The following is a 26,262-nucleotide window of genomic DNA, read 5'->3' on the forward strand; positions in this document are numbered from 1 at the left end:
ATCCCTCCGTCGAGGCGACCCCCCACGAGTGAAGGAAGACACGTGAAGCAGAACCGCATGGTCCGTGCCCTCCAGAAGCTGGCGGCCGCAGGCGCCGTCGTCCTGGCGGCCGTCAGCCTCCAGCCCACCACCACCGCCTCCGCCGCCCCGGCCCCCGTCGTCGGCGGCACCCGCGCCGCCCAGGGAGAGTTCCCCTGGATGGTCAGGCTCTCCATGGGCTGCGGCGGCTCCCTGATCAGCCCTCAGATCGTCCTCACCGCCGCCCACTGCGTCAGCGGCTCCGGCGCCAACACCAGCATCACCGCCACCGCCGGAGTCGTGGACCTCCAGTCGAGCAGCGCCATCAAGGTCCGGTCGACCAAGGTCCTCCAGGCCCCCGGCTACACCGGCCAGGGCAAGGACTGGGCGCTGATCAAGCTCGCCAGCCCGATCACCTCGCTCGCCAACCTGAAGATCGCCGACACCACCGCCTACAACAACGGCACCTTCACCGTCGCCGGCTGGGGCGCCGCCCGCGAGGGCGGGGCGCAGCAGCGCTACCTCCTCAAGGCGAACGTCCCGTTCGTCTCCGACGCCTCCTGCCAGGCGGCGTACGGCAGCGACCTCGTCCCGAGCGACGAGATCTGCGCCGGCTACAGCCAGGGCGGAGTCGACACCTGCCAGGGCGACTCCGGCGGCCCCATGTTCCGCAAGGACAACGCCGGAGCCTGGATCCAGGTCGGCATCGTGAGCTGGGGCGAGGGCTGTGCGCGGCCCGGCTTCCCCGGCGTCTACACGGAGGTCTCGACCTTCGCCGCCGCCATCAAGTCCGCCGCCGCCACGCTGTAGCGGCCCCGCGAACGGGCGCCCCGGAGCGGCCTCGGCTCCGGGGCGCCTGCACGTGCTTGATCACGTTATTTATTTTGAGAACTCAGAGGACGTCCAGCTCCACAGCGGACGGCCCCCCACCCTCCAGTTCGAGCACCCACACCTCGTTCGCGCCCTCCCGCAGCACCGGCCCCGGCACGAACAGCGCCTCCTGGGGGCCGGCCGACCAGTAGCGGCCCAGGCAGAAGCCGTTCACCCACACGAAGCCGCGGGTCGCGCCCGGCAGCCGCAGCCGGGCGTCCCCGGCCCCGGCCACGGCAAGGACCCCCCGGTACAGGCCCGGAGCTTCCGTGACGGGGCCGAAGGGCACCTTGGCGACCGTCTCCGTGTCGAAGGCGTCCAGGCGCAGGGCCCGGGCTCGTACTCCGTGCAGATACTGCCGTTCGTGCCGCACGCCCCCGGTGATCCCCTTCGGCTCCGCGAGGCGCGGCCCGTAATTGACCCGGCCGAGCGACTCCACCCACAGGTCCACGAGCGCCGGACCCGCCACCGGCTCGGGAAGCGCCGCGTCCTCACCCTCGAGGACCCCCGCCGGCCGCCCGTCGACGTACACCACCGCCCGGTCCCGCAGCCCCGTCACGCCCAGCGGGTACGGCTGCCGGGGACCCGGCACCGCCACCCGGTAGCGGACCAGACCCCGGTCCACGCCCAGCTCCTCGAAGGTCGGCGGCATCGGCGTCCCGGTCTCCTCTCCGCCGAGGACCTCCAGGACCCCGTCCAGCGGCGCCCAGCCGTCGAGCACCCCGGACACCGCCGCCCCGAGCCGGGCCGGCGGCTCCGGCACCTCCGGCAGCGGCCCCTCCGCGTACTCCGCGAGCACCTCGCGGAAGGCCCGGAACTTCTCCGTCGGCCGCCCCGCCTCGTCGATCGGCGCGTCGTAGTCGTACGAGGTCACCGTCGCCCGCAGCGGACCGTCGTGCAGCTCACCGTCCCGGTTCGCGCCCGCCCAGCCGCCGAAGTTCGTCCCGCCGTGCGCCATGTACACATTGACCGAGGCCCCGCACTCCAGGATCTCCCGCAGCGCCGCCGCCGCGTCCGCCGCGTCCCGCACCGTGTGCTCCCGGCCCCAGTGGTCGAACCAGCCGCACCAGAACTCCATGCACATCAGCGGCCCCGACGGCTGGTGCCGCCGCAGCGTCGCGAAGCCCTCCCGCGCCCCCGAGCCGAAGTTCGCCGTCGCGAGGACCCCCGGCACCGAACCGCCCGTCAGCATGTGGTCCTCGGGCCCGTCCGAGGTGAACAGCGGCACGCTCACCCCGCAGTCCCGCAGCAGCCCCGCCAGCCACTCCAGATAGCCCCGGTCGCTGCCGTAACTCCCGTACTCGTTCTCCACCTGCACCAGGACCACCGGACCGCCCCGGTCGACCTGCCGCTCCACCACCTGCGGGAGCAGCCGCCGGAACCAGGCCTCCACCGGCGCCAGGAACTCCGGGTCCAGGGTCCGCACCCGCCGCCCGAGCGGCCCGGTCAGCCAGTGCGGAAGCCCGCCGTTCTCCCACTCGGCGCAGATGTACGGACCCGGGCGCACGATCGCCCGCATCCCGGCCCGCCCCACCGCGTCCAGGAAGCGCCCGAGCGCGTCCGCGTCGGCGTACCGGCCGGGCTCCGGCTCGTGCAGGTTCCACGGGACGTACGTCTCGACGCAGTCCAGGCCCATCGCGCGCAGCATCCCGAGCCGGTGCTCCCAATGGCCCTCGTGCACCCGGAAGTAGTGCAGCGCCCCCGAAAGCAGCCGCACCGGCCGCCCGTCGAGCAGAAAGTCCTCGTCACCCACAGCGAAGTCACCCACAGCGAACGTGCTCATGGCCTCACCCTCACCCTCTGGCGGCGAGCCGGTCCATGGACAAAGATCGTCGCAGTTTGGACGTTAGGGAAAGGCCCGCGGCATGTACCACACCTGGATGCGCTACTTCACGCCCGGACCCGTCCACCACCGCCTCGGGCTCGTCTGCCTCGGCGTCGGACTCCAGCACGGCACCCTGCCCACCGTCGGCCCGCGCACCCTCGACCACCACGTCGCCGTCGTCGTCTCCGCCGGCAGCGGCTGGTACCTCAGCGCCGACGGGCGCCGCACCACCGTCACCGCCCCCGCACTCCTCTGGCTCACCCCCGGCACCCCCCACCACTACGCCGCCGACCCCGGCACCGGCTGGGACGAGGCCTTCGTCGACTTCACCGGACCCGCCACCGCCACGTACACCGAACTCGGCTACATCGAGCCCGACCGGCCCGTCGTCCCCCTCTCCGACGCCGCCCCCGCCCGCGCCGCCATCGGCCGGATCGCCCGCGCCGCCCGCCCCGGCAACCCCTTCCTCGAAGTCGAGACCGGCGCCGCCGTCCACGAGCTGCTCGTCGCCCTGCGCCGGGCCCGCGCCGACACCAACGCCGACGGCGACCCCGTCCTCGCCGCCCTCGCCCGCGACGCCTTCCAGCCGCTGTCCGTCGCCGAGCACGCCGCCCGGCACGGCATGACCCCCGCCGAGCTGCGCAGCGCCGTCCGCCGCGCCGCCGGATGCAGCCCCAAGGACTATCTGCTCACCGTCCGCCTCGGCCGCGCCAAGGAGCTCCTCGCCGCCACCGAGCTGCCCGTCGCCGCCGTCGCCCGCCGCGTCGGCTACGACGACCCCGCCTACTTCTCCCGGCTCTTCACCCGCCGGGTCGGCACCGCGCCCATCCGCTTCCGGGAGCAGCAGGGGCGGTCCGTGCACGGCGGCTGGAGCACCAGCGTTCCGGATCCCGAACACCCGCCCACGATCCTCCCGCGATCCGTCTAAGCTCGCAGATCATGAGCGACACCAGCGGCACCAGTGACATCGACCCCTCCGTCCTCGCCGAGCTGACCCGGCTGCGCGAAAGCATCGACAACATCGACGCCGCGGTCGTGCACATGCTCGCCGAGCGCTTCAAGTGCACCCAGCAGGTCGGCGTCCTCAAGGCCGGACACCACCTCCCGCCCGCCGACCCCGCCCGCGAGGCCCGCCAGATCGCCCGGCTGCGGGAACTCGCCGCGAGCGCGAAACTGGACCCGGCCTTCGCGGAGAAACTCCTCAACTTCATCATCGCCGAGGTCATCCGGCACCACGAGACGATTGCGGACGGAGCACGCTGATGGCGCGCGTCACGGTCTTCACCCTCGGAGGCACCATCTCCGCCCGGGGCGGTGACGCCGCCCGCATGACCGGCCGGGAGGTCCTCGCCGAGCTCGGCGCCCCCGAGGACGTCGTCCTGCGGGACTTCCGCCGGGTCCCCAGCTCCACCCTCTCCTTCGAGGACCTCGCCGCCCTCGCGGACGAGGTCCGCGCGGCCGTCGCCGAAGGCTCCGGCGTGGTCGTGGTCCAGGGCACCGACACCCTGGAGGAGACCGCCTTCCTCCTCGACCTGCTCTGCGGCACCGAGCGGGCGCCGATCGCCGTCACCGGCGCGATGCGCCGCCCCGACCTGCCGGGCGCCGACGGCCCCGCCAACCTCGCCGCCGCCCTCGCGGTCGCCGCCGACCCGGGCTGCCGCGGCCTCGGCGTCCTGGTCGTCCTCGGCGACGAGATCCACGCGGCCCGCCTCGCCCGCAAGACCCACACCACCTCGATCACCACCTTCGCCTCGCCCGGTGCCGGCCCGCTCGGCACCGTCGTCGAGGGCGAACCCCGGATCCTGCTCCGCCCCGCCGTCACCGCCGCGGCCTGCACGTTGAAGCTCGACCCCTCGGTACGGGTCGCCCTGGTGACCCTCTCCCTCGGCGACCGGGGCGAACTCCTCGACGCCGTCGACGACCGCTTCCAGGGCCTCGTCGTCGCCGCGTTCGGCGGCGGACACGCCCCCGCGCCGCTCGTCGAGCCCCTCGCCGAGATCGCCCGGCGCATCCCGGTCGTCCTCGCCTCCCGCACCGGCGGCGGCGCCACCCTCACCGACACCTACCGCAGCCCCGGCTCCGAGCACGACCTGCTGCACCACGGACTGATCCCCGCCGGCCCGCTCGACCCCGCCAAGGCCCGGATCCTGCTCCACACCCTGATCTCCAGCGGCGCCGCGGGCCCGACCGGCTACGACCGGCCCCGCATCACCGCCGCCTTCGCCCACCTGAACGGCTCCGGCCTGGCCTGAGGTCCCGATACCCCCTGCCCGGGAACGGGGCGATCGGGCAGCATAGGGCCCATGTCCGTACTGACGCGCGACGAAGCGCAGACCCGTGCCCAGCTCCTCGACGTCCACCACTACCGCGTGGACCTCGACCTCACCACCGGCGACGAGACCTTCCGGTCACACAGCCTCATCCGCTTCACGGCCCGCGCCGCGGGGGACACCTTCGTCGAGCTCAAGCCCGAGACCCTGCACTCCGCCCTCCTCGACGACGAGCCCCTCGACGTCACCGCCCTCGACGGCAACCGGCTCCCGCTGACCCTCACCGAGGGCGAGCACACCCTCAGCATCGACACCACCATGCGGTACTCCCGCACCGGCGAGGGCATGCACCGCTTCACCGACCCCTCGGACGGCGAGTCGTACGTCTACACCCAGCTGTTCATGGAGGACGTCCAGCGCGTCTTCGCCGCCTTCGACCAGCCCGACCTGAAGGCCGTCTTCGAGCTCGGCGTCGAGGCGCCCGAGGGCTGGACCGTCCTCTCCAACGGCATCACCGCGCAGCAGCCCGACGGCCGCTGGCAGGCCGCCCCCACCCCGCTGCTCTCCACCTACTTCGTCTGCGTCGCCGCCGGCCCCTGGCACACCATCCGCACCGAGCACGCCGGCCTGCCCTTCGGCATCCACTGCCGCCGCTCGCTCGCCGCCCACCTCGACGCCGACGCCGACGAGATCCTCGCCGTCACCAAGGCCTGCTACGACCGGTACCACGAGAAGTTCGACGAGCCGTACCCCTTCGACTCGTACGACCAGGCCTTCGTCCCCGAGTTCAACGCCGGCGCCATGGAGAACCCCGGACTCGTCACCTTCCGCGACGAGTTCGTCTTCCGCTCCGCCGTCACCGTCACCGAGCGCCAGACCCGCGCCATGGTCATCGCCCACGAGATGGCCCACATGTGGTTCGGCGACCTCGTCACCCTCCGCTGGTGGGACGACATCTGGCTGAACGAGTCCTTCGCCGAGTACATGGGCTTCCAGACCGTCAACGAGGCCTGCTCCGACCTCTTCCCCGACACCTGGATCGACTTCGGCGTCACCCGCAAGGCCTGGGGTTACGAGGCGGACCAGCGCCCCTCCACCCACCCCGTCGCCCCCGACCCGGAAGCCGTCCCCGACACCGCCTCCGCCCTCCTCAACTTCGACGGCATCTCCTACGCCAAGGGCGCCTCCGCGCTCCGCCAGCTCGTCGCCTGGCTCGGCGAGAAGGACTTCCTCGCCGGCATCAACATCCACTTCAAGCGGCACAAGTTCGGCAACGCCACCCTCGCCGACTTCATCGACAACCTCGCCGCCGCCACCGACCGCGACGTCCACGCCTGGGCCGAGCAGTGGCTGCGCACGACGGGCGTCGACACGCTCACGCCGCGCCTGGAGGGCGAAGGCCTCAGCTGGCAGCTCCACGTCGACCGCGACGGCAGCCGCCCGCACCGGATCAAGGTCGGCATCTACGACCGGGACGCCCTCGACGCCCCCGTCCTGCGCGAACGGCACGAGATCGACGTCCCGCAGGAGGTGCCGCTCGACCTGGGCGGTCCGCGCCCGGCCCTCGTCGTCCTCAACGAGGAGGACCTCACCTACGCCAAGGTGCGCTTCGACGAGACCTCCGAGGCCACGCTCCTGTGGGGGCTCGCCGCACTCCCCGACCCGGTCACCCGCGCCGTCGTCTGGAACAGCCTGCGCGACATGGTCCGCGACGGCGAACTGGAGCCCGCCGCGTACCTGGAGGCCGCCCACGCCCACCTTCCCCAGGAGACCGAACTCGCCCTCGTCCAGGGCGTCCTCGGCTTCGCGCGCACCCAGATCGCCGACCGGTACGTGACGGAGGAGGAGCGCCCGGCCGCCCTCGCGAAGATCGGCGAGATCGCCCGCGCGCTGCTGCGCCGCACCGAGGACGGCGAGGAGCCCGGGCTGCGCCTCACCGCCGTCCGCGCCTGCGTCGACAGCGCCACCACCCCCGACAAGATCGCCTCCTGGCTCGAGGAGGGCACCGTCCACGGCGGCCCCGAGCTCGACCCCGAGCTGCGCTGGCGGATCCTCGCCCGCCTCGCCGTCCTCGGCGCCACGGACGAGACCGTGATCGCCGCCGAACTGGAGCGGGACCCGAGCGCCACCGGCCAGGAGGGCGCCGCCCGCTGCCGGGCCGGCCTCCCGAACCCGGAGGCGAAGGAGGCCGCCTGGGCGGCGATGTTCTCCTCCGACGACCTCTCCAACTACCTCTTCACCGCCACCGCCCAGGGCTTCTGGCAGCCCGAACAGGCCGAGCTCGTACGGGAGTACGTGCCGCGCTTCTACGAGGCGGCCGTCGCGCTCGGCGACCGCCGGGGCCCGGCGATGGCCGAGGCGGCGGGGCGCTACGCCTTCCCGTCGTACGCGATCGACGCGGACTCCCTGGCCCTGGGCGAGTCCCACCTCACGTCCGACACGATGATCCCGGCCCTCCACCGCAAGCTGGTCGACCAGCTCGACGACCTGCGCAGGGCACTGGCGGTACGCGGCGCGTAGTGACGAGGACGGCGCCCTGGTTCCAGGGCGCCGTCCCTCGTTCGGGTCACAGGATCCGACTCCCCGGACAAACCCCGGCAAGCCGCGCCACCCTGTCGTCCATGCGTGCCGTACCCCCGCCCCTCGCCGCCGACGTCTTCGCCCTGAGCCGGCTCCTGGGCTCCGCCCTCGACGCTCTGAACGAAGGAGCGCAGGCCAGGGGCGGGCCGCTGCCGGCGGGAGGGCCGGAGGCCGTGGCGCGGCGGGTGCGGGAGGCGCTGGGGGAGCCGCTGCCGGAGACGGGCCGGGGAGCCGAGGAGGCGATCCGTACCCTCGTCCGGGTCCTGGCCGAGGGCGCCGCCGACCCGGCTGACCCCCGGTGCGCCGCCCATCTCCACACCCCGCCCCTCGCCCTCGCCGTCGCGGCCGATCTCGCCGCCTCCGCGCTGAACCCGTCCATGGACTCCTGGGACCAGGCGCCCGCGGCCTCCGTCCTGGAGGCCGAGGTGACGGCGGCCCTGGCCGCCGAGGTGTTCCCCGCCGCGCGAGCGGCCGACGCGCTCGTCACCACCGGCGGCACCGAGTCCAACCAGCTCGCCCTGCTCCTCGCCCGGGAGCGGCACGGCGGCGTGACGACCGTCGTCGGGGCCAACGCCCACCACTCCTTCCGCCGCGCCGCCTGGCTCCTCGGCCTGCCCGAGCCGGTCGTCGTGCCCACCCCGAGCGGCACGATCGACCCGGAGGCCCTCCAGGACGTCCTGGCCCGCACCGAGGGGCCCGTCCTCGTCGCCGCCACCGCCGGCACGACCGACGAGGGCCTGATCGACCCGCTCCCGGAGCTCGCCGACGTCTGCGCCGGCGTCGGCGCCGAGCTCCACGTCGACGCCGCGTACGGCGGCCCCGTCCTGTTCAGCCGCACCCACCGAAGGCTCCTCGACGGCCTCGACCGGGCCCGTACCGTCACCGTCGACCTGCACAAACTCGGCTGGCAGCCGGCCGCCGCAGGGCTCCTCGCCGTACGCGACACCGCCGACCTCGCCGTCCTCGGCCACACCGCCGACTACCTCAACGCCGACGACGACACCGAGGCCGGCCTCCCCGACCTCCTCGGCCGCTCCCTGCGCACCACCCGCCGCCCCGACGTCCTCAAGACCGCCGTCACCCTCCGGGCGCTCGGCCGCACGGGCCTCGGCGCCCTCGTCGACCGGTGCGCGGACCTCGCCCAGGAGCTCGCCGACCTGGTGGAGAAGGCCCCGGGCCTCGACCTCAAGGGCCGCCCCACCCTCACGACCGTCCTCTTCCGCCCCACCGGCGCCGACGACGAGACCGTCGCGGCGATCCGCCGCACCCTCCTCGCCGAGGGCCGCGCCGTCCTCGGCCGGGCCGCGGCCGACGGCCGTCTGTGGCTCAAGGCCACCCTGCTCAACCCCCACACCACCCCCGGCGACCTCGCAGACATCCTCACCCTCGTGGAAGGCAGCACGCACCGATGACCGGCAGCACCCCCCAGCAGGACCTCGACCAGCCCCACGACCTGGTGGGCGTCGGCATCGGCCCCTTCAACCTCTCGCTCGCCGCCCTCGCGCACGGCGTCCCCGGCGGTCTCGCCGCGACCTTCTACGAACAGCGGCCGGCCTTCCACTGGCACCCCGGGCTCCTCCTCGACGGCGCCACCCTCCAGGTCCCCTTCCTCGCGGACCTGGTGACCCTCGCCGACCCCGCGAGCCCCTGGTCCTTCCTCAACTACCTGAAGAGCCGCGAGCGCCTCTTCCCCTTCTACTTCGCCGAGAAGTTCCACATCCAGCGCGCCGAGTACGACGCCTACTGCCGCTGGGTCAGCGAGCGGCTCCCCGGCCTCCGCTTCGGGCACCAGGTCGACTCCGTGCGCTGGAACCCCGAGCGCCGCCTGTTCGAGGTCGACTTCACGCAGGTCGACCCGGAGGGCGAGGCCGAGGCCCTGGGCCGCGCCTACACCCGGAACGTCGTCCTGGGCGTCGGCACCGAGCCGTACGTCCCCGAGCCGCTCCGGCCGCTCGCCGACGCCCCCGGCGTGCCCGTCCTCCACTCGGCCGACTACCTGGCCCACCGCGAGTCGCTGCTGCGCGCCGGGCACGTCACCGTCATCGGCTCCGGCCAGTCCGGCGCCGAGATCTTCCTCGACCTGCTCCGCGCCCGCCCCGCCGGGGCCGAGCGGATCCACTGGCTGGCCAGGACCGAGGCCTTCTCGCCCATGGAGTACTCCAAGCTCGGCCTGGAGCACTTCACCCCCGACTACACCCGCTACTTCCACGCCCTGCCCGAGCCCGTGCGCGGCGAACTCATGCCCCGCCAGTGGCAGTTGCACAAGGGCATCGACGCGGACACCATCGCCGCCATCCACGACGAGCTCTACCGCCGCACCCTGCACGGCGGCTGGCCCGACGCCGTCCTCACCCCCGGCGTCCGGGTCCGCACCGCGGGGCGGGTCGCCACCACCCAGGTCGAGCTGCACCTGGAGCACGTGCAGCAGTCCACCCGCTCCCGGCTCACCACCGACGCCGTCGTCCTCGCGACCGGCTACCGGGAGCGCCCGGTGGACCGGATGCTCGCCGGGCTCGACCCGTACCTGCGGCACGACTCGGCCGGGCGCGCGCGGATCGACGAGCGGTACCGCCTGGTGCTCGACCCGTCCGTCACCGGTTCCGTGTACGTCCAGAACGCCGAGCGCCACACCCACGGTGTCGGTGCCCCCGACCTGGGCCTCGCGGCCTGGCGCAGCGCGGTCATCCTCAACTCGGTGACCGGCAAGGAGTCGTACCCGCTGCCCCGCCGCACCGCCTTCACCACCTTCGGCCTGGACGCGCGAGAGGCGCCGAGCATCCCGGCCCAGGACCGGAAGCTGACGCCTCTCGTACAGCAGTAGGAACTAGAAGACCGGCACGCCGTCCCGGGTCAGCTTCCAGTCCACCGACGCGAAGGTGCCCGGGTCGACCGTCCCCTTCGCCTTCACCCAGCCGATGATCGTGTTGCGGATCTCGTCCGAGTTCGCCCACAGCTGCTGGGCCTTGGCGACGTGCGGGAACGCGCCGCCGCCGCTGGCCCGGTAGTTGTTCACCGCGAGGACGAACTGCGCGGCCGGGTCGAGCGGCTTGCCCTGGAAGGACAGGCCGACGATCCGCTGGCCGACCGGCTTGGCGATGTCGATGTCGTACGTGAGACCCGACACGGCGTCGTAGTTGTAGTCGGGCGTGTTGTCCGCGTTCGTCAGCTTCGCGGTGTCGACGGGGGCGCCCGCCGCGGTCTGGACGTAGTACTTCGCCGAGTACTCCAGGTAGTCCTTCAGCTGGGCGCCCGTCATGAGACGCGCCTCAAGGGTGTTCTCGAAGGGGTAGAGCCCGGCGGCGTCCTTGATGCTGATCTCGCCGGCCGGGATCCGGGCCGTGCGCGAGAAGCAGGAGGCCTGCGACAGGACCGGCAGACCGGCGTACGCGCCGCCCGCGAGGGCCGCCTTCACCGTCTCGGCCTGGACGACGTTGATCAGGTCGATGATCGGCTCGTCCTTCCACGGCGCGTCGGCCGTGGTCATGGCGGCGGTCGAGGTGCCGATGACCTGGTTGACGTACGCGACGACCTTCTTGTGCTCGTCCGCGAGCAGCCCGGTGATCTCCGGGTCCTCGGCGACCGTGTTGGAGTTGAGGACCTGCGCGCCGGCCTTCTCGACCACCCAGCGGCCCTTCTCCCACACCAGGTCGAAGTCGAAGAGGGTGAGGCGCTGGCCCCACTTCAGCGGCTCGGACAGGACGACGTCCTTGCCGGTCTCCTTGTTCTTCACCCGGTACTCGGGGATCTCGGTGTGCGCGTGGCCGACGAGGATCGCGTCGATGCCGGCCACCTGCTCGGCGACGAGCCCGGCGGCGTTCTCGATGTACGGGAGCTGGTCACCGTACGAGGAGGTGCCGGAGGAGCCGGAGTGCGCCGAGACGATCACGACGTCGGCGCCCATCGAGCGCAGCTTCGGCACCCACTTCGCGGCCTGCTCCTCCAGGCCGGGGAAGACCATCTTGCCGGTGACGTTCGCCTTGTCCCAGATGGCGATGCCCGGGTTGGTCAGGCCGAGGATCGCGACCTTGACGTCCCGGCCGTGCGGGGTGCGCAGGCAGTGGATGCTGTACGGGGCGAAGGCCGGGCGCAGTGTCTTGGCGTCGAGCGCGTTGGCGCCGAGCAGCGGGAAGTCGCACTGCTCCTCGAACTTCCGCAGCACCGGGATGCCGTAGTTGAACTCGTGGTTGCCGAGCGCGGCGGCGTCGTAGCCGATGGCGTTCATGGCCTGGGCCATCGGGTGGACGGGGCCGCCGGTCTGGGTGATCGGGTCGACCTTGGCGTAGTAGTACGACAGCTGGGTGCCCTGGATGGTGTCGCCGGCGTCGATGAGGAGGGTGTTCTCCTCGCCCTTCGCCGCGCGGACCTGGTCGACCAGGGTGGAGATCTTGGCGAGGCCGACGTCGTTGTGGGCCTTGTCGTCGAACTCCTTGTCCGTGAAGTAGTCCCAGTTGAAGACGTTCCCGTGCAGGTCGGTGGTGCCCATCACGGTGAACGAGTACCGCTTGGCCGGCCGGGGGCGGGCTTCGTGGGCCTCGGCGGGGGCGGCGACGCCGGCGGTGAGGGCGGCTCCGGCTCCGACGGCGGCGGAGGCCTCCAAGAAGGCACGGCGGTTCAGCGGCATGTGGTTCTCCCCATTGATTCGGCGCCTGCCATGGCGCACAACGCGCGTAGATTCTGGCCTGGAACGCACTGTCGCAACAGACCTTTCGGGTTACGGAGTGGGAAAGTGTTCGGTATGACACACCCGCACCCCACCCCCGAGGCACCCCAGGTGACGGTCCGCGGCGAGGGCCGCCTGGAGGTGGAGCCGGAACTGGCCAGGATCGGCGTGTCGGTACGCGCCAGGGGCACCGACCGGGCCTCGGTGCTCGCCGCCCTGACGAGCCGTAACGCCGAGGCGATCGCCCTGGTGAAGTCGTACGGGGAGGCAGTCGCCGCGCTGGAGACGGGCGCCCTGTCCGTCACCCCCGAGCCGGCCCGGCACGGCCGCGGCGAGCGGGTGCGCGGCTACCAGGGCTGGGTGCACCTGTCGGCCGAGCTGACCGACTTCACCGCGCTCGGCGAGCTCGTCACGCACCTCGCGGACCTGGAGTGGACCCGGGTGGACGGCCCCTGGTGGTCGCTGCGCCCGGACTCCCCGGCGCACGCGGAGTCGCGCCGGCAGGCCGTACGGGACGCGGTGCGCCGGGCGCGCGAGTACGCGGAGGCGCTCGGCACCTCCCTGGTGGCGCTGCTCGAACTCTCCGACACCGGACTCGCCCCCGGCATGCCGGCCCAGGCCGGCGGGATGCGCATGGCCTTCGCCGCGGAGTCGGTGGAGGCGCCCGCTCCGCTGGACCTGGAACCCCAGCGGCAGACGGTCACCTCGGAGGTCGCGGCGCGGTTCACGATGGCGCCGCCCGCACTCTGAGACGAACGGTTTTTCGGCCCGTAACCCGCTCATCGGAGCAACCCGCCGCACAGATTCAAGACTTGTCAACAACCTTTCATGGAAAGGTTGTTGGCTTGTCATGGTGGGCGCCTTCGCTACCCACTGGTAAGCCCTAGGCTCGCCTCATGCGCCGAGCGAAAATCGTTTGTACCCTTGGGCCCGCCACCGAAACATACGACCAGATCAAGGCGTTGATCGAGGCCGGAATGGACGTGGCCCGCTTCAACCTCAGCCACGGCAGCTACGCCGAACACGAGAAGCGCTACCAGCACGTGCGCGAGGCGGCCGACGAGACCGGCCGGAGCGTCGGGGTCCTGGCCGACCTTCAAGGCCCGAAGATCCGCCTCGGCCGCTTCCGCGAGGGTCCCGTACTCCTTGAACGCGGCGACGAGTTCACCATCACCGTCGAGCCGACGGAGGGCGACCGCCACTGCTGCGGCACGACCTACGCCGGCCTCGCCGGGGACGTGACCGCCGGCGAGCGGATCCTCGTCGACGACGGCCGCGTCACCCTGGAGGTCACCTCCGTCGACGGCCCCCGCGTGCACACCCGGGTGGTCGAGGGCGGCATGGTCTCCGACCACAAGGGCCTCAACCTGCCCGGCGTCGCCGTCTCCGTCCCGGCCCTCTCCGAGAAGGACATCGAGGACCTGCGCTGGGCGCTGCGCACCGGCGCCGACGTCATCGCCCTCTCCTTCGTCCGCAGCGCCCGCGACATCGACGACGTGCACCGGATCATGGACGAGGAGGGCCGCCGGCTCCCCGTCATCGCCAAGATCGAGAAGCCGCAGGCCGTCGAGAACATCGACGAGATCGTCGCAGCCTTCGACGGCATCATGGTCGCCCGCGGCGACCTGGGCGTCGAGATGCCCCTGGAGCAGGTGCCGATCGTCCAGAAGCGCGCGGTGAAGCTGGCCAAGCGCAACGCCAAGCCGGTCATCGTCGCCACCCAGATGCTCGACTCGATGATCGACAACTCCCGCCCCACGCGCGCCGAGGCGAGCGACGTGGCGAACGCGGTCATCGACGGCACCGACGCCGTGATGCTCTCCGGCGAGACCAGTGTGGGCCGCTTCCCGATCGAGACGGTCCGCACCATGAGCCGGATCGTCGAGGCCGCGGAGGAGGACGTCCTCGCCAAGGGCCTCCCCCCGCTGACCGAGCGGAACAAGCCCCGCACCCAGGGCGGCGCCGTGGCCCGCGCGGCCGCCGAGATGGGCGACTTCCTGGGCGCCAAGTTCCTGGTGGCCTTCACCCAGTCCGGCGACACGGTCAAGCGGCTCTCCCGCTACCGCTCGCCGATCCCGCTGCTCGCCTTCACCCCGGACCCGGCGACCCGCTCCCAGCTCAACCTCACCTGGGGCGTGGAGACCTTCCTCGGCCCGTCGGTGGACTCCACGGACGCGATGGTGGCCCAGGTCGACGAGGAGCTGCTGCGGATCGGCCGCTGCCGGCCCGGCGACATCGTGGTCATCACGGCCGGCTCCCCGCCGGGCGTCGCGGGCTCCACGAACCTGGTCCGGGTGCATCACATCGGAGACCCGCTGAACTAGGGGAGGCGGCGGGGACGGGGCCTTGATCGGCCTATTCGTCTCAGACCTTGGAATCAAAGGTAAAGTGCCCCGGGTGGGATTCGAACCCACGCTGTATGGTGTTTGAGACCACTGCCTCTTCCGCTGGGCTACCGGGGCATCCTTCGAAACGAAGGTCGGTGATCACCCGCCGTGTCCCTACCTTACAGGAGGTAGGTAGGCTCATGGGGAGCTGTATCCGCCTCGGAACGAGGCCATCGAACGAGGAGCCCGCGTGACCGCCCCCGAGTCGCCCCAGCCCGCCGACGACGCCGAGCCGTCGCACGTTCCGCCGCTGACGACCCGCGTCGTCATCGCCGAGGACGAGGCCCTCATCCGCCTCGACCTCAAAGAGATGCTGGAGGAAGAGGGCTACACGGTCGTCGGCGAGGCCGGTGACGGCGCCACGGCCGTCGAGCTCGCCCGCGAGCACCGCCCCGACCTCGTCATCCTCGACGTGAAGATGCCCGTCCTCGACGGCATCTCCGCCGCCGAGAAGATCGCCGGCGAGTCCATCGCCCCGGTCCTCATGCTGACCGCCTTCTCGCAGCGCGAGCTCGTCGAGCGCGCCCGGGACGCCGGCGCCATGGCGTACCTGGTGAAGCCCTTCAGCAAGAGCGATGTGGTCCCGGCCATCGAGATGGCCGTCTCCCGCTTCGCCGAGCTCCGCGCCCTGGAGAAGGAGGTCGCCGACCTCTCCCAGCGCCTGGAGACCCGCAAGCTCGTCGACCGCGCCAAGTCGATCCTGCAGACCCAGTACGGCCTGACCGAGCCGGCCGCGTTCCGCTGGATCCAGAAGACCTCGATGGACCGCCGCATGTCGATGCAGCAGGTCGCCGAGGCCGTCATCGAGGACGCCGAGGAGAAGAAGGCGGCCAAGGGCCAGTAGCCCTGGCCCTCGCCCTTCGTACGGAAGGAGGCCCGCCCCACGTCGCTGTGGGGCGGGCCTCCTCGTACTGGTGACGGGTCCTACTCCTCGCCGAGGTACGTCTTGCGGACGTCGTCGTTCACGAGCAGGTCCCGGCCGGTCCCGGACAGCTTCATCGTGCCGACTTCCAGGACGTACCCGTAGTCCGCGAGGGAGAGCGCGGCCTGCGCGTTCTGCTCGATGAGCAGGATCGTCATGCCCTCGGACTTCAGCGTCGCGATGGTCTCCATGATCTTCTGCATCATGATCGGGGAGAGGCCCATCGAGGGCTCGTCCAGCATCAGCAGCTTGGGGCGGGACATCAGGGCCCTGCCCATCGCCAGCATCTGCTGCTCACCGCCGGAGAGGGTGCCCGCGGCCTGCTTGCGACGCTCGCCCAGGATCGGGAAGAGGTCGTAGGCCTTCTGGATGTCCTGCTCGATCCCGTCCTTGTCCTTGCGGAGGAAGGCGCCGAGCTGGAGGTTCTCCTCGATGGAGAGCCGGGGGAAGATGTGCCGGCCCTCGGGGGAGTGCGCCAGACCGAGCGACACGACCTTGTGGGCCGGGATGCTGCTGAGCGACTGGCCGTCGAAGGTGATCTTGCCGGACGTCGGCTTGATCAGACCGGAGAGGGTGCGCAGGGTCGTGGTCTTGCCGGCGCCGTTGGTGCCGATCAGGGCGACGACCTGGCCCGCCTCGACGGAGAAGGAGATGCCCTTGACGGCCTCGATCTTGCCGTAGGCGACCCTGAGGTCCTCGACCTCCAGAAGTGCGGTCACTTGGAGTCTCCTTCGGTGGTGCTGTCCGCGTCGGCGGCCGGAGCCCCGTCGGCGGGGGTGTCGTCGGCGGGAGCCTCGTCGGCCTCGTCGGCCTCGTCGGCCTCGGGAGCCTCGTCGGCCTCGTCGGACTCGGCCTCGGGGTTCTCGTCGGCCTCGTCGGCGGACTCTTCCGCAGCCTCCTCCGCGACCTCTTCCGCGGCCTCGGCGGTCGTGGCTTCGGCGGCCCGTTCGGCGGCCTCGACCTCGGCGGCCTCCTCCGCGCCGGGCGCGTCCTCGTACGGCGTGCCCAGGTACGCCGCCACGACACGCTCGTCGCCCTGGACGACCTCGGCCGTGCCCTCGACGAGCTTCTCACCCTGGACGAGGACGGCCACGCGGTCGCACAGCTTGAAGATGAACTTCATGTCGTGCTCGATGACCAGGACGGCGATGCCGCGGTCGCGGATCGCGAAGACGAGCTCCTCGGTGGTGCGGGTCTCGCTCTGGTTCATGCCGGCGGTCGGCTCGTCGAGCAGCAGCAGACCGGGCTCGCTGGCGAGCGCGCGGGCGATCTCCAGCTTGCGCTGCTCGCCGTACGGCAGGTTGCGCGCCAGATGCTCCGCCTTGCCCGCGAGGCCCACGAACTCCAGGAGTTCCATGGCGCGTTCGCGGGACTCGGCCTCCGCCTTCTTGAAGCCGGGGCCGCGCAGCAGCGCGGACCACAGGCCCTCCTTGGTCCGGGTGTGCCGTCCGACGAGGACGTTCTCCAGGACCGTCATGTTGGAGAAGAGGCGGATGTTCTGGAAGGTACGGGCGATGCCGGCCTGGGTGACCAGGTGCGGCTTGGGCGGCAGGACCGTCCCCTTGTAGCTGACCTGGCCCTCGGTGGGCACGTACAGACCGGTCAGGCAGTTGAAGAAGGTCGTCTTGCCGGCGCCGTTGGGGCCGATCAGGCCGACGATCTCGCCCTCGCGGACGGTCAGGTCGACGTCGCGGACGGCGGTCAGACCGCCGAAGCGCATCGTGACGCCGCTCGCCTCCAGGACTGTGGAGGCCGTCTTCGTGCTGACAGCGGTGTCGGTGGTGGTGGTCGTCATGGCTTTCACGCCCCTGCCTTCGCCGTGCCGACGCCCGCGTCCTCGGACTGCCGCTGCTCCGGCACGACCTGCTGGTCGTCGTCGTTCTCGTGGAATTCCAGCCGCGCCCGCTTGTTGGCGATGAGGCCCTCGGGGCGGAAGCGCATCAGCAGGATCAGGGCGATGCCGAAGCCGAGCAGCTGGTAGTCCTGGAGGAAGGACAGCTTCGCCGGGATCAGGAAGAGGAGGGCGGAGCCGACGATCGGGCCGGTGATCGTGCCCATGCCGCCGAGGATGACGGCCGCGAGGAGGAACGCGGAGTTCGGCGGGACGGGGCCGGCGAACACGTAGTTCTCCGGGACCACCGTGGTGTTGACGTGCGCCTGCACCGTGCCCGCGAGGCCGGCCAGGGCCGCGCCGAGGGCGAAGGCGACCAGCTTGACCCGGAAGCCGTTGATGCCCATCGCGGTGGCGGCGGTCTCGTCCTCGCGGATGGCGACCCAGGCGCGGCCGATGCGGCTGTTGCCGGCGCGGGAGAAGACGACCACGACCAGCGCCATGACCAGGATCATGAGCAGGTAGTAGTTGGCGTAGGCGCCGAGCTCGATGCCGAACACGGTGTGCGACTCACCGAAGTTGTACCCGAAGAACTCCAGCTGGGGGATGTTCGGGATGCCGTTCGGGCCGTTGGTGATCTGCGGGCCGGAGGTGCCGTCGAGGTTGCCCATGGCGATGCGGAAGATCTCACCGAAGCCGAGGGTCACGATGGCGAGGTAGTCGCCGCGCAGTCGCAGGGTCGGCGCGCCGATGACGACGCCGAAGACCAGCGAGGCGGCCATGCCGGTCAGCGCCGCCGCCCAGAAGGGGAACTGGACGCCGAACGCGGAGCTGGTGGCGCCGGAGACGAGGGCCGCGGTGTACGCGCCGACGCCGAGGAAGGCGACGTAACCGAGGTCGAGGAGACCGGCGAGGCCGACGACGATGTTGAGGCCGAGGGCGACGGTCGCGAAGATCAGGATGTTGACCGCGATCAGCGTGTACGTGTCGCCGCTCTGCTGGAGGAACGGGAAGGCGATCGCCATGACGATGGCGGCCGTGACCGTCACCTGCCGGTTCCGCGCGGTGATCGCGGAGAGCCGCCGGGTCAGCCCGGACTTGACCAGCGCGGTGGCGGAGAAGGTCACGAGGATCAGGTACGCGATGAAGAGCTGCGGCTCCGAGTCGTCGGTGTCGATGCCGAACGTGACGATGTACAGGCCGAGCGCGAAGACCGCGACGATGATCAGGATCTCGGCCCAGGACGGCAGCTGCTTGGCCGGGGCGGCCTTGCGGGTGTCGTCGGGCAGCAGGTACGAGGCGACGGCCGGGACGGCCGCGGCGAGGACGGCGACGCCGGCGCCGGGCTCCAGGTCCACCAGGGCGCCCAGCTCCACGATGATCGAGATCGCGATGAAGAGGGTGGTGGCGAAGGTTCCGAGGGCGAGGATCCACACGGCCTTGCGGGCGCCGGTCGGCGTCAGCCAGCCGAGGCCCTTCACGCCGAGGGCGGAGAGCCCGAACAGTCCGGTGAGGACCGCGCCGACCAGCGTGAGGAGCTGGAGCGGGGCGGGGTTGCCGTAGATCGTGAGGTTGCCGGGGAACGCGGTGGTCCACGTCCACGCGAGGAAGGTGCTCACCGCGGTGACGACGCTGCCGGCGACGACCGCCCAGAGCAGCGCGGCCCGCTTCGGCGCGGCGGAGCCCTCGGCGGAGTTCTCGGTCTGGGTCATGGTCTCGGTCATGGTGCTCACGCCCTGTCCGCGACGCGCTCGCCCAGCAGGCCCTGCGGCCGTACGAGGAGCACGAGGATGAGGAGGACGAAGGCCCACACGTTGGACCAGGCACCGCCGCCGAGCTGCTGCATGCCGGGGATGTCCTCGATGTAGGCGATCGAGAGGGACTCGGCGATGCCGAGGACGACGCCGCCGACCATGGCGCCGTAGATGTTGCCGATGCCGCCGAGGACGGCCGCGGTGAAGGCCTTGAGGCCGAGGATGAAGCCCATCTCGAAGTTGATCTGGCCCTTGTCGACGCCGTAGGCGACGGCGGCCACGGCGGCGAACGCGGCACCGATGGCGAAGGCCATGACGATGATGCGGTCGGTGTTGATGCCCATCAGCTTCGCGGTGTCCGGGTCCTGCGCGGTGGCCTGCATGGCGCGGCCGCTGCGGCTCTTGGAGACGAAGAGGCCGAGGGCGAGCATGCACAGAGGCGCGAGGATGAGCACGAAGGCGTCGGAGCGCTGGATCGAGAGGTTCGAGGTGATCTCGAACGCCTCGCCCGGGATCTCGGGGAAGCTCACTGCCTTCTTGGCGTCCGGGTAGAACTGCCAGACCAGCTGCTGGAGCGCGATGGACAGACCGATCGCCGTGATGAGCGGGGCCAGCCGGGGCGCGTTGCGCAGTGGACGGTAGGCGAACCGCTCGGCGGCGGTCGCGACGGCCACGGAGGCTATCGCGCCACCGACGATCATGAGCGGTATCGCCACCAGCAGGGAGGTGCCGCTCGGGAGAGCGGTGTAGGTGGTGAGGGCGCCGAAGCCCCCGATCATGAAGATCTCGCCGTGGGCGAAGTTGATGAGCTGAACGATGCCGTAGACCATGGTGTACCCGATGGCGATGAGGCCATAGAGGGCACCGAGGGCAAGGCCGTTGGCCAGCTGTTGCGGCAGTTCGTGCACCGCAGGCCTCCGATGAGCTTGTCGGATATGACTCCGCGCGAGGGCGCTGTTTGCGCCCTCGCGCGGCTTGGTTCAGGTGGAGCGGGCTCCCTCACGGGTGCCGGTCATGCCGGTGGTGCGGGGGATTACTGGTTGAAGGTGTCGCTCTTGACGTCGACCCACTTGCCGCCCTCGACCTTGTAGACCGTGAGCTGCTTGTTGGTGGTGTCGCCGTACTCGTCGAAGGAGACCTTGCCGGTCACACCGTCGAAGGAGACCTTGCCCAGGGCCTCGGTGACCTTGGCGCGGGCGTCGGCCGGCAGCTTGCCGTTGTTGGCGGCGACGACGGCCTTGACGGCCTGGATGATGGACCAGCCGGCGTCGTACGAGTAGCCGCCGTAGGCCGCGTACGGGTCCTTGTAGCCGCCCGCGTTGTAGTCCGCGATGAACTTCTTGGCGGTGTCGAGCTTCTCGACCGGGTAGCCGATCGAGGTGGCCAGGTCACCGTCGTTGGCCTCGGCGGAGGCGCTGATGAAGGCCGGGTCGTAGATGCCGTCGCCGCCCATGACGGGGATCTTGGCGCCGGTCTTCTTGATCTGGTCGGAGAGCAGACCGCCCTCGGGGTACTGGCCGCCGAAGTAGACGGAGTCGGCGCCGGAGGACTTGACCTTGTCGGCGGTGGAGGAGAAGTCGGTCTCCTTCACGGTGACGTGGTCGGTGCCGACGACGGTGCCGCCGAGGCGCTTGAACTCATCGGAGAAGATCGCCGCGAGGCCGGCGCCGTAGGTCTGCTTGTCGTCGACGACGAAGACCTTCTTCTTGCCGGCGTCCTTGAAGAGGTACTGGGCGGCGAACTTGCCCTGGACCACGTCGGTGGCGGCGGTGCGGAAGTAGGTCTTGAAGGGGCGCTTGAACTCGCCCTTGCCCCAGTTGTCGCCCTGGCTGAGCGCCGGGTTGGTGTTGGCCGGGGAGACCTGGGCCAGGTTGGCGGAGGCGAAGACGCCCTGCATCTGCTGGGAGACGCCGGAGTTCAGCGGGCCGACGACGCCGAGGACGTCCTTGTTGCCCACGAGCTTGGTGGCGTTGGCCTGGCCGGAGGCCGGGACGGCCTGGTCGTCGAGGCCCTCGATCTTGAAGGTGACGCCGGGGACTTCCTTGTTCTTGTTGGCGGTCTGGACCGCCAGGTCCACGGAGTTCTTGATGCCCTGGCCGAGCGCCGAGAGGGAGCCGGTCAGCGGTGCGTCGACGCCGATGACGACGGTGACGTTGTCACCGCTCGCGTTGTTGTCGCTGCCACCCTTGTCGTCACGCGAACCACAGGCGGTGAGGGTGAGCGCTCCGGTGGTGAGCACACTGGTGAGGATGAGCAGTGAACGGTGTCGCACGAAGAATCCTTTCCCTGGCGCGGCCCCCTCAAGCTGAGGCGGTGCCGTGAAGCTGTGAAGCTAGAGGTGCCGTTTTCGATGCCGGGCCGTACTGGGTCGAGCAGGCCGTGCAGTGGAAGCGCCCGGCGGCGCGGTGACTGGCCGTGACTCTAGGCGCAGGTGGGGAACGGCGGGGAGCGCCCAGGTCAGGATGTGACTGTCTTGTTATGCCGACGGGCGGAGACGGTGTGCATGCGGGGTGCAAAACCGGGCACAGCGGTCGGTAGTGCGGTGTTCACATGCTGAGAACCCGCAGTTCCGCTAAGGGGCTTGAGGGGATCACGGTCCTGACGGCCCACCTGTGAGGGTCTCCGGATATCGGACACCGCCTCATTTGCCAGCGGACGGAGATCGGGTCGGTGGCTGACCCGGCCATTCCGCTCCCGAATGGCTTGAATGTCACGCAGTGTTACGGCGATCAAGGCCGGGATCGTGCGCCGGGGGAGGCGCCGGAGGTCCCGGAAGGGGGCGGGGCGGTGGTCCACTCGTCGGGCGGACGCCAGTTCTCCGAGCTTCCCGTCGCCCCGTTCGCCGCCTCGCAACGCCGTCGCGACTCCCGGTCGGCCAGCGCCTCGGCGGCCTTCCGTCCCGCGCGCCGCTCCTCGGCCCGGGCGGCCGCGAGCACCTCGTCGTGGATCTCGTACTGCTCGTTGGAGAGCCCCTTCTGCTCCCAGTCGAGCCCCGCCCACTTGGAGCCCTTGAGCGCCTCTTTCACCCAGTACGACACCAGGTTCGCGCAGACGTCGACGGGGGTGCTGGTCCGGGGCGCGGGCGTCGGTGCGGGGTGCGGGGCCGGAGCGTGGCCGCAGCCGGCGGACAGGGCGAGCGCGCACCCGGCCAGGGCAGCCGCGAGGGCGGCCCCGGCCGGCCGTGATCGGGGGCGTGTCACGGGAGTTGGACGAACGGCTTCAGGAAGTCGCGCGCGCCGGGGGTGTCCAGGCGGTACGTGACGTTCGTGGCGTAACAGGGCGTGTCGCCGGTGATCGTGGTGGCGACGAGCGTCAACTTCCCGTTCAGCGTCGCGAAGTTGGGGCCTCCCGAATCGCCGTAGCAGGCACCGCCGTTGCCCTGGGGCGCGGTCATGGCGAGCCGGACCCAGGCGTCGTTGAGGGCGTTGAAGGAGACCGGCGCCTTCATGCGGACCCCGCCGCCCGGATGGGTCTGGCCGCCCGGTCCGCGCTCCGCCTCCTGTGTGCCGTATCCGGCGGTGAGGAACGCCGTGGAGTTCAGCCCCCGCGGGCCGAGCGCGGCCAGCGCGCCCGCCGTCGGCAGCGTCGCCGGTGTGAAGGACCAGCGGGCCTTCACCGCCTTCGACGGCAGTTCGATCACCGAGATGTCATGGGGGTCGGAGGCCGGGCCGGGGTAGGCGGGGTGGCTGTGGGCGGTGCCCTCGACGGCCACGCTCCGTGCAACGGCGGCGGGGTCGCCCGGGTGCTCGGCGGTCGCCCGGTCCAGGCCGGCCTGGACGTCCTGGTCGAGCGAGACGTAGAAGCGGACGTTCGCCGGCCAGTCCGTCGTGCAGTGGGCGGCCGTGAGGAAGGTGTCCGCGTCGATCATGGTGCCGGAGCAGACCCAGTCGACCCGGTCCGGTGTCGCCGGGTCGGCGTCGTCGTCCCAGGTCGCGACGAGCGCGCCGACCTCGGTGCGCTCGGGGGCGGGGGCCGCGTTGTACGAGTTGATGGCCGAGGACGGGATCGCGGTGGCGATCACGGCGGCGCAGGCGGCGGCGGTGACGGCGGTCATCGCGGTGGTGGTGCGTACGGCTGTCACGAAGAACCCCTCGATGGGTGAATGGATCAGGTGTTCTCCTGCGGGGAGGCCGCCAGTGAAGCGGCTCCGCCCGCTGCGCGACAAGAGGGCGGAACCCACGAAGGGGGAGGAGCGCCGTGCGCTCCTCCCCCTTCGCCGCGATCGCCCGCGCGGGGTCCCGTCAGGACCGGCCCGCCGCCGGCAGGTTCCCCGCGTCCTTCGCGTCGATGTCGCGCAGCAGGCACGTCAGCCGCGCCGAGCACACCCGCTTGCCCTGCTCGTCGCTGATCACGATCTCGTACGTCGCGGTGGTCCGCCCGCGGTGGACCGGGGTCGCCACGCCGGTCACCAGGCCGCTGCGCACCCCGCGGTGGTGGGTGCAGTTCAGGTCGACGCCGACGGCGATCTTCGAGACCCCGCCGTGCAGCATCGAGCCGACGGAGCCCAGCGTCTCGGCGAGCACCGCCGACGCCCCGCCGTGCAGCAGCCCGTACGGCTGGGTGTTGCCCTCGACCGGCATGGTGCCGACGACCCGCTCGGCCGAGGCCTCCACGATCTGGACGCCCATCCGGTTCCCGAGGTGCCCGGCCGAGAAGAGCGCCGGGAGGTCGACGCCCAGCGCCGCGTACTCGTCGATGACCTCCTGCGGGAACTTCACGTGCTGCTGCTCACCCATGGGCCCGGCTCCGTTCGTCTTCGTACGGCTGCTTGTCGCGTTCAGGACGCCTGAGCAAACGCTTAGGCGGACTGCGATTGTTCCAGACGCACGATCACGGACTTGCTGGCGGGGGTGTTGCTGATGTCCGCCGTCGACTCCAGCGGGACCAGCACGTTCGTCTCCGGGTAGTAGGCGGCCGCGCATCCCCGGGACGTCGGGTAGTGCACGACCCGGAAGCCGGGTGCCCGCCGCTCCGTGCCGTCCGCCCACTCGCTCACCAGGTCCGCGTACTGCCCGTCGGCGAAGCCGAGCGCCGCCGCGTCCTGCGGGTGCACCAGGACGACCCGGCGGCCGCCCTTGATCCCCCGGTAGCGGTCGTCCAGACCGTAGATCGTGGTGTTGTACTGATCGTGCGAGCGGAGCGTCTGCAGCAGCAGCCGGCCCTCGGGCACCTTCGGGTACTCGACGGGGGCGGCCGTGAAGTTGGCCTTGCCGGTCTTCGTGGGGAAGCGGCGCTCGTCACGCGGGCCGTGCGGCAGCGCGAAACCGCCGGGGTTCGACGCGAGACGGGCGTTGAAGTCCTCGAAACCGGGGACCACGCGCGCGATGCGGTCCCGGATCCGGGCGTAGTCCGCCTCGAACTCCTCCCACGGCGTCGCCGATCCCTCGCCGAGCACGGCCCGGGCCATCCGCGCCACGATCGCCGGCTCGGACAGCAGGTGCGGGCTCGCCGGCGGCAGGTTGCCCCGGGAGGCGTGCACCAGGCTCATCGAGTCCTCGACCGTCACGAACTGCCGGCCGCTCTTCTGCGTGTCCTTGTCGGTGCGGCCGAGTGTCGGCAGGATCAGCGCGCGCGTGCCCGTCACCGCGTGCGAGCGGTTCAGCTTCGTCGAGACGTGCACGGTCAGGCGCGCGTTCCGCATGGCCGCCTCCGTCACCTCCGTGTCGGGCGTCGCCCCCACGAAGTTGCCGCCCATCGCGAAGAACACCTTCGCCTCGCCGTCGCGCAGCGCCTGGATCGAGCGCACCACGTCGAAGCCGTGGTGACGCGGCGAGACGATCCCGAACTCCTTGTCCAGGGCGTCGAGGAAGGCCGGCGCCGGGCGCTCGAAGATGCCCATCGTGCGGTCGCCCTGCACGTTCGAATGGCCTCGCACCGGGCACACGCCCGCGCCCGGCCGGCCGATGTTCCCGCGCAGCAGCAGGAAGTTGACCACCTCGCGGATGGTCGGCACCGAGTGCTTGTGCTGGGTGAGGCCCATCGCCCAGCAGACGATCGTCCGCTCCGAGGCGAGCACCATCTCCAGGGCCCGCTCGATCTCGGCGCGGTCGAGGCCCGTCGCGGCGAGCGTCTCGTCCCAGTCGGCCGCCTTCGCCGCCGCCGCGAACTCCTCGTACCCGTGGGTGTGTTCGCGTACGAACTCCTCGTCGACCGCCCCGGCCGTCTCCAGGACCAGCTTGTTCAGCAGGCGGAAGAGGGCCTGGTCGCCGCCGATCCGGATCTGCAGGAAGAGGTCCGTGAGCGCCGCGCCCCTGAGCATGCCCTGCGGGGTCTGCGGGTTCTTGAAGCGCTCCAGGCCCGCCTCCGGCAGCGGGTTCACCGAGATGATCCGGGCGCCCGAGGCCTTCGCCTTCTCCAGGGCCGACAGCATCCGCGGATGGTTCGTCCCCGGGTTCTGCCCGGCGACGATGATCAGGTCCGCCCGGTGCAGGTCCTCCAGGGAGACGCTGCCCTTGCCGATGCCGATCGTCTCGGTCAGCGCCGAGCCCGAGGACTCGTGGCACATGTTCGAGCAGTCCGGCAGGTTGTTCGTGCCGAACTCGCGCGCGAAGAGCTGGAGCAGGAACGCCGCCTCGTTGCTCGTCCGCCCCGAGGTGTAGAAGAGCGCCTCGTCCGGGGAGGCCAGCGCCCGCAGCTCCTCCGCGATGACCGAGAACGCCCGCTCCCAGGTCACCGGCTCGTACCGCTCGCCGCCCTCGTCCAGGAGCATCGGCTGCGTGATCCGGCCCTGCTGGCCCAGCCAGTACCCGCTGCGGGTCGCCAGGTCCGCCACCGGGTGCGCCGCGAAGAACTCCGGGGTCACCCGGCGCAGCGTCGCCTCCTCGGCGACCGCCTTCGCGCCGTTCTCGCAGAACTCCGCAACATGCCGCTTGTCGCCCTCGGGCCAGGCGCAGCCGGGACAGTCGAAGCCGTCCTTCTGATTGACCTTGAGCAGGGTCCGCGCGGTGCGCCGCAGCCCCATCTGCTCCTGCGCGATCCGCAGGGTGTGCCCGATGGCGGGCAGGCCCGCGGCGGCGTGCTGCGGCGGCGTGACCTGCGGTGCGTCCTGGACCGGGTCACCGGCCGGCGGCTTGCTGACCATCGCGCTCTCCCTTGAGCGGTAATCCTCTGCGTACGTCTCCGATCCTGTCACGCGGCACCGACAA

General features: G+C 71.4%; 21 protein-coding genes and 1 tRNA gene. 10 read left to right on the forward strand and 12 right to left on the reverse strand.

Annotated elements, in window-relative coordinates; translation table 11 throughout:
- The first annotated feature begins 57 nt into the window (after positions 1–57).
- Entirely contained in the window at positions 58–828 is a 771-nt protein-coding gene (locus tag GGE06_RS04970; protein ID WP_116165598.1) for a S1 family peptidase, read from the forward strand.
- Between the two features lie 82 nt (positions 829–910).
- On the opposite strand, the gene GGE06_RS04975 is transcribed toward GGE06_RS04970, so the two are convergent.
- Positions 911–2,671, reverse strand: a complete 1,761-nt coding sequence (locus GGE06_RS04975; protein ID WP_221517659.1) for a glycoside hydrolase family 35 protein — start codon at positions 2,669–2,671, stop codon at positions 911–913.
- Positions 2,672–2,753: 82 nt separating this feature from the next.
- Here GGE06_RS04975 and GGE06_RS04980 point away from each other — a divergent pair, with 82 nt between their 5' ends.
- The 6 genes from GGE06_RS04980 (at position 2,754) to GGE06_RS05005 (ending at position 10,384) form a co-directional block, all read left to right on the forward strand.
- Positions 2,754–3,641 (forward strand): helix-turn-helix transcriptional regulator, encoded by an 888-nt coding sequence (locus GGE06_RS04980; RefSeq protein ID WP_116161542.1) that lies wholly within the window; start codon positions 2,754–2,756, stop codon positions 3,639–3,641.
- An 11-nt stretch (positions 3,642–3,652) separates the two neighbouring features.
- Positions 3,653–3,976, forward strand: coding sequence for a chorismate mutase (locus tag GGE06_RS04985; RefSeq protein ID WP_116161543.1), 324 nt, complete (start codon positions 3,653–3,655; stop codon positions 3,974–3,976).
- Positions 3,976–4,965 (forward strand): asparaginase, encoded by a 990-nt coding sequence (locus GGE06_RS04990; protein WP_116161544.1) that lies wholly within the window; start codon positions 3,976–3,978, stop codon positions 4,963–4,965. The genes GGE06_RS04985 and GGE06_RS04990 overlap by 1 nt, the downstream gene beginning before the upstream one ends.
- 51 nt (positions 4,966–5,016) lie before the next feature.
- A complete protein-coding gene (pepN, locus tag GGE06_RS04995; protein ID WP_184930085.1) occupies positions 5,017–7,503 on the forward strand; it encodes an aminopeptidase N in 2,487 nt (828 codons plus the stop codon).
- A 101-nt stretch (positions 7,504–7,604) separates the two neighbouring features.
- On the forward strand, positions 7,605–8,975 hold the full coding sequence (locus GGE06_RS05000; RefSeq protein WP_116161546.1) for a pyridoxal phosphate-dependent decarboxylase family protein: 1,371 nt from the start codon (positions 7,605–7,607) through the stop codon (positions 8,973–8,975).
- Entirely contained in the window at positions 8,972–10,384 is a 1,413-nt protein-coding gene (locus tag GGE06_RS05005) for a lysine N(6)-hydroxylase/L-ornithine N(5)-oxygenase family protein (protein ID WP_184930086.1), read from the forward strand. The genes GGE06_RS05000 and GGE06_RS05005 overlap by 4 nt, the downstream gene beginning before the upstream one ends.
- A gap of 3 nt (positions 10,385–10,387) precedes the next feature.
- Here the strand turns inward: GGE06_RS05005 and GGE06_RS05010 are convergent, their stop codons facing one another.
- Positions 10,388–12,184 (reverse strand): bifunctional metallophosphatase/5'-nucleotidase, encoded by a 1,797-nt coding sequence (locus tag GGE06_RS05010; RefSeq protein ID WP_116161548.1) that lies wholly within the window; start codon positions 12,182–12,184, stop codon positions 10,388–10,390.
- Positions 12,185–12,298: 114 nt separating this feature from the next.
- Here GGE06_RS05010 and GGE06_RS05015 point away from each other — a divergent pair, with 114 nt between their 5' ends.
- Complete coding sequence (locus tag GGE06_RS05015; protein ID WP_116161549.1) at positions 12,299–12,973, forward strand: SIMPL domain-containing protein; 675 nt, start codon at positions 12,299–12,301, stop codon at positions 12,971–12,973.
- A 146-nt stretch (positions 12,974–13,119) separates the two neighbouring features.
- Complete coding sequence (pyk, locus tag GGE06_RS05020; RefSeq protein WP_116161550.1) at positions 13,120–14,547, forward strand: pyruvate kinase; 1,428 nt, start codon at positions 13,120–13,122, stop codon at positions 14,545–14,547.
- A 65-nt stretch (positions 14,548–14,612) separates the two neighbouring features.
- Here pyk and GGE06_RS05025 read toward each other — a convergent pair.
- Positions 14,613–14,685 (reverse strand) — tRNA-Leu (locus GGE06_RS05025).
- A 115-nt stretch (positions 14,686–14,800) separates the two neighbouring features.
- On the opposite strand from GGE06_RS05025, the gene GGE06_RS05030 reads away from it, so the two are divergent.
- Positions 14,801–15,454, forward strand: coding sequence for an ANTAR domain-containing response regulator (locus tag GGE06_RS05030; protein ID WP_116161551.1), 654 nt, complete (start codon positions 14,801–14,803; stop codon positions 15,452–15,454).
- An 80-nt stretch (positions 15,455–15,534) separates the two neighbouring features.
- Here GGE06_RS05030 and GGE06_RS05035 read toward each other — a convergent pair whose 3' ends face one another.
- From GGE06_RS05035 to GGE06_RS05075, 9 genes are all read right to left on the reverse strand, one after another.
- Positions 15,535–16,251: an ABC transporter ATP-binding protein gene (locus tag GGE06_RS05035; protein ID WP_116161552.1), complete on the reverse strand. Its 717-nt coding sequence runs from the start codon at positions 16,249–16,251 to the stop codon at positions 15,535–15,537.
- On the reverse strand, positions 16,248–17,327 hold the full coding sequence (locus tag GGE06_RS05040) for an ABC transporter ATP-binding protein (RefSeq protein ID WP_184930087.1): 1,080 nt from the start codon (positions 17,325–17,327) through the stop codon (positions 16,248–16,250). Before GGE06_RS05040 ends, GGE06_RS05035 begins: the two co-directional genes overlap by 4 nt.
- A gap of 5 nt (positions 17,328–17,332) precedes the next feature.
- Positions 17,333–19,087, reverse strand: coding sequence for a branched-chain amino acid ABC transporter permease (locus GGE06_RS05045; RefSeq protein ID WP_221517660.1), 1,755 nt, complete (start codon positions 19,085–19,087; stop codon positions 17,333–17,335).
- A 5-nt stretch (positions 19,088–19,092) separates the two neighbouring features.
- The gene (locus GGE06_RS05050) at positions 19,093–20,025 is read right to left on the reverse strand and encodes a branched-chain amino acid ABC transporter permease (RefSeq protein WP_116161555.1); all 933 of its coding nucleotides are present in this window, start codon (positions 20,023–20,025) and stop codon (positions 19,093–19,095) included.
- A gap of 125 nt (positions 20,026–20,150) precedes the next feature.
- On the reverse strand, positions 20,151–21,389 hold the full coding sequence (locus tag GGE06_RS05055) for a branched-chain amino acid ABC transporter substrate-binding protein (protein ID WP_116161556.1): 1,239 nt from the start codon (positions 21,387–21,389) through the stop codon (positions 20,151–20,153).
- A gap of 457 nt (positions 21,390–21,846) precedes the next feature.
- Complete coding sequence (locus tag GGE06_RS05060; protein ID WP_116161557.1) at positions 21,847–22,317, reverse strand: hypothetical protein; 471 nt, start codon at positions 22,315–22,317, stop codon at positions 21,847–21,849.
- Positions 22,314–23,198 (reverse strand): trypsin-like serine protease, encoded by an 885-nt coding sequence (locus GGE06_RS05065; RefSeq protein ID WP_220378545.1) that lies wholly within the window; start codon positions 23,196–23,198, stop codon positions 22,314–22,316. The genes GGE06_RS05060 and GGE06_RS05065 overlap by 4 nt, the downstream gene beginning before the upstream one ends.
- A gap of 160 nt (positions 23,199–23,358) precedes the next feature.
- Positions 23,359–23,853 (reverse strand): PaaI family thioesterase, encoded by a 495-nt coding sequence (locus GGE06_RS05070; RefSeq protein ID WP_116161558.1) that lies wholly within the window; start codon positions 23,851–23,853, stop codon positions 23,359–23,361.
- A 62-nt stretch (positions 23,854–23,915) separates the two neighbouring features.
- Entirely contained in the window at positions 23,916–26,198 is a 2,283-nt protein-coding gene (locus GGE06_RS05075) for an FdhF/YdeP family oxidoreductase (protein ID WP_116161559.1), read from the reverse strand.
- Positions 26,199–26,262: the final 64 nt, after the last annotated feature.

This window comes from Streptomyces nymphaeiformis, assembly GCF_014203895.1.
Lineage (GTDB): Bacteria > Actinomycetota > Actinomycetes > Streptomycetales > Streptomycetaceae > Streptomyces > Streptomyces nymphaeiformis.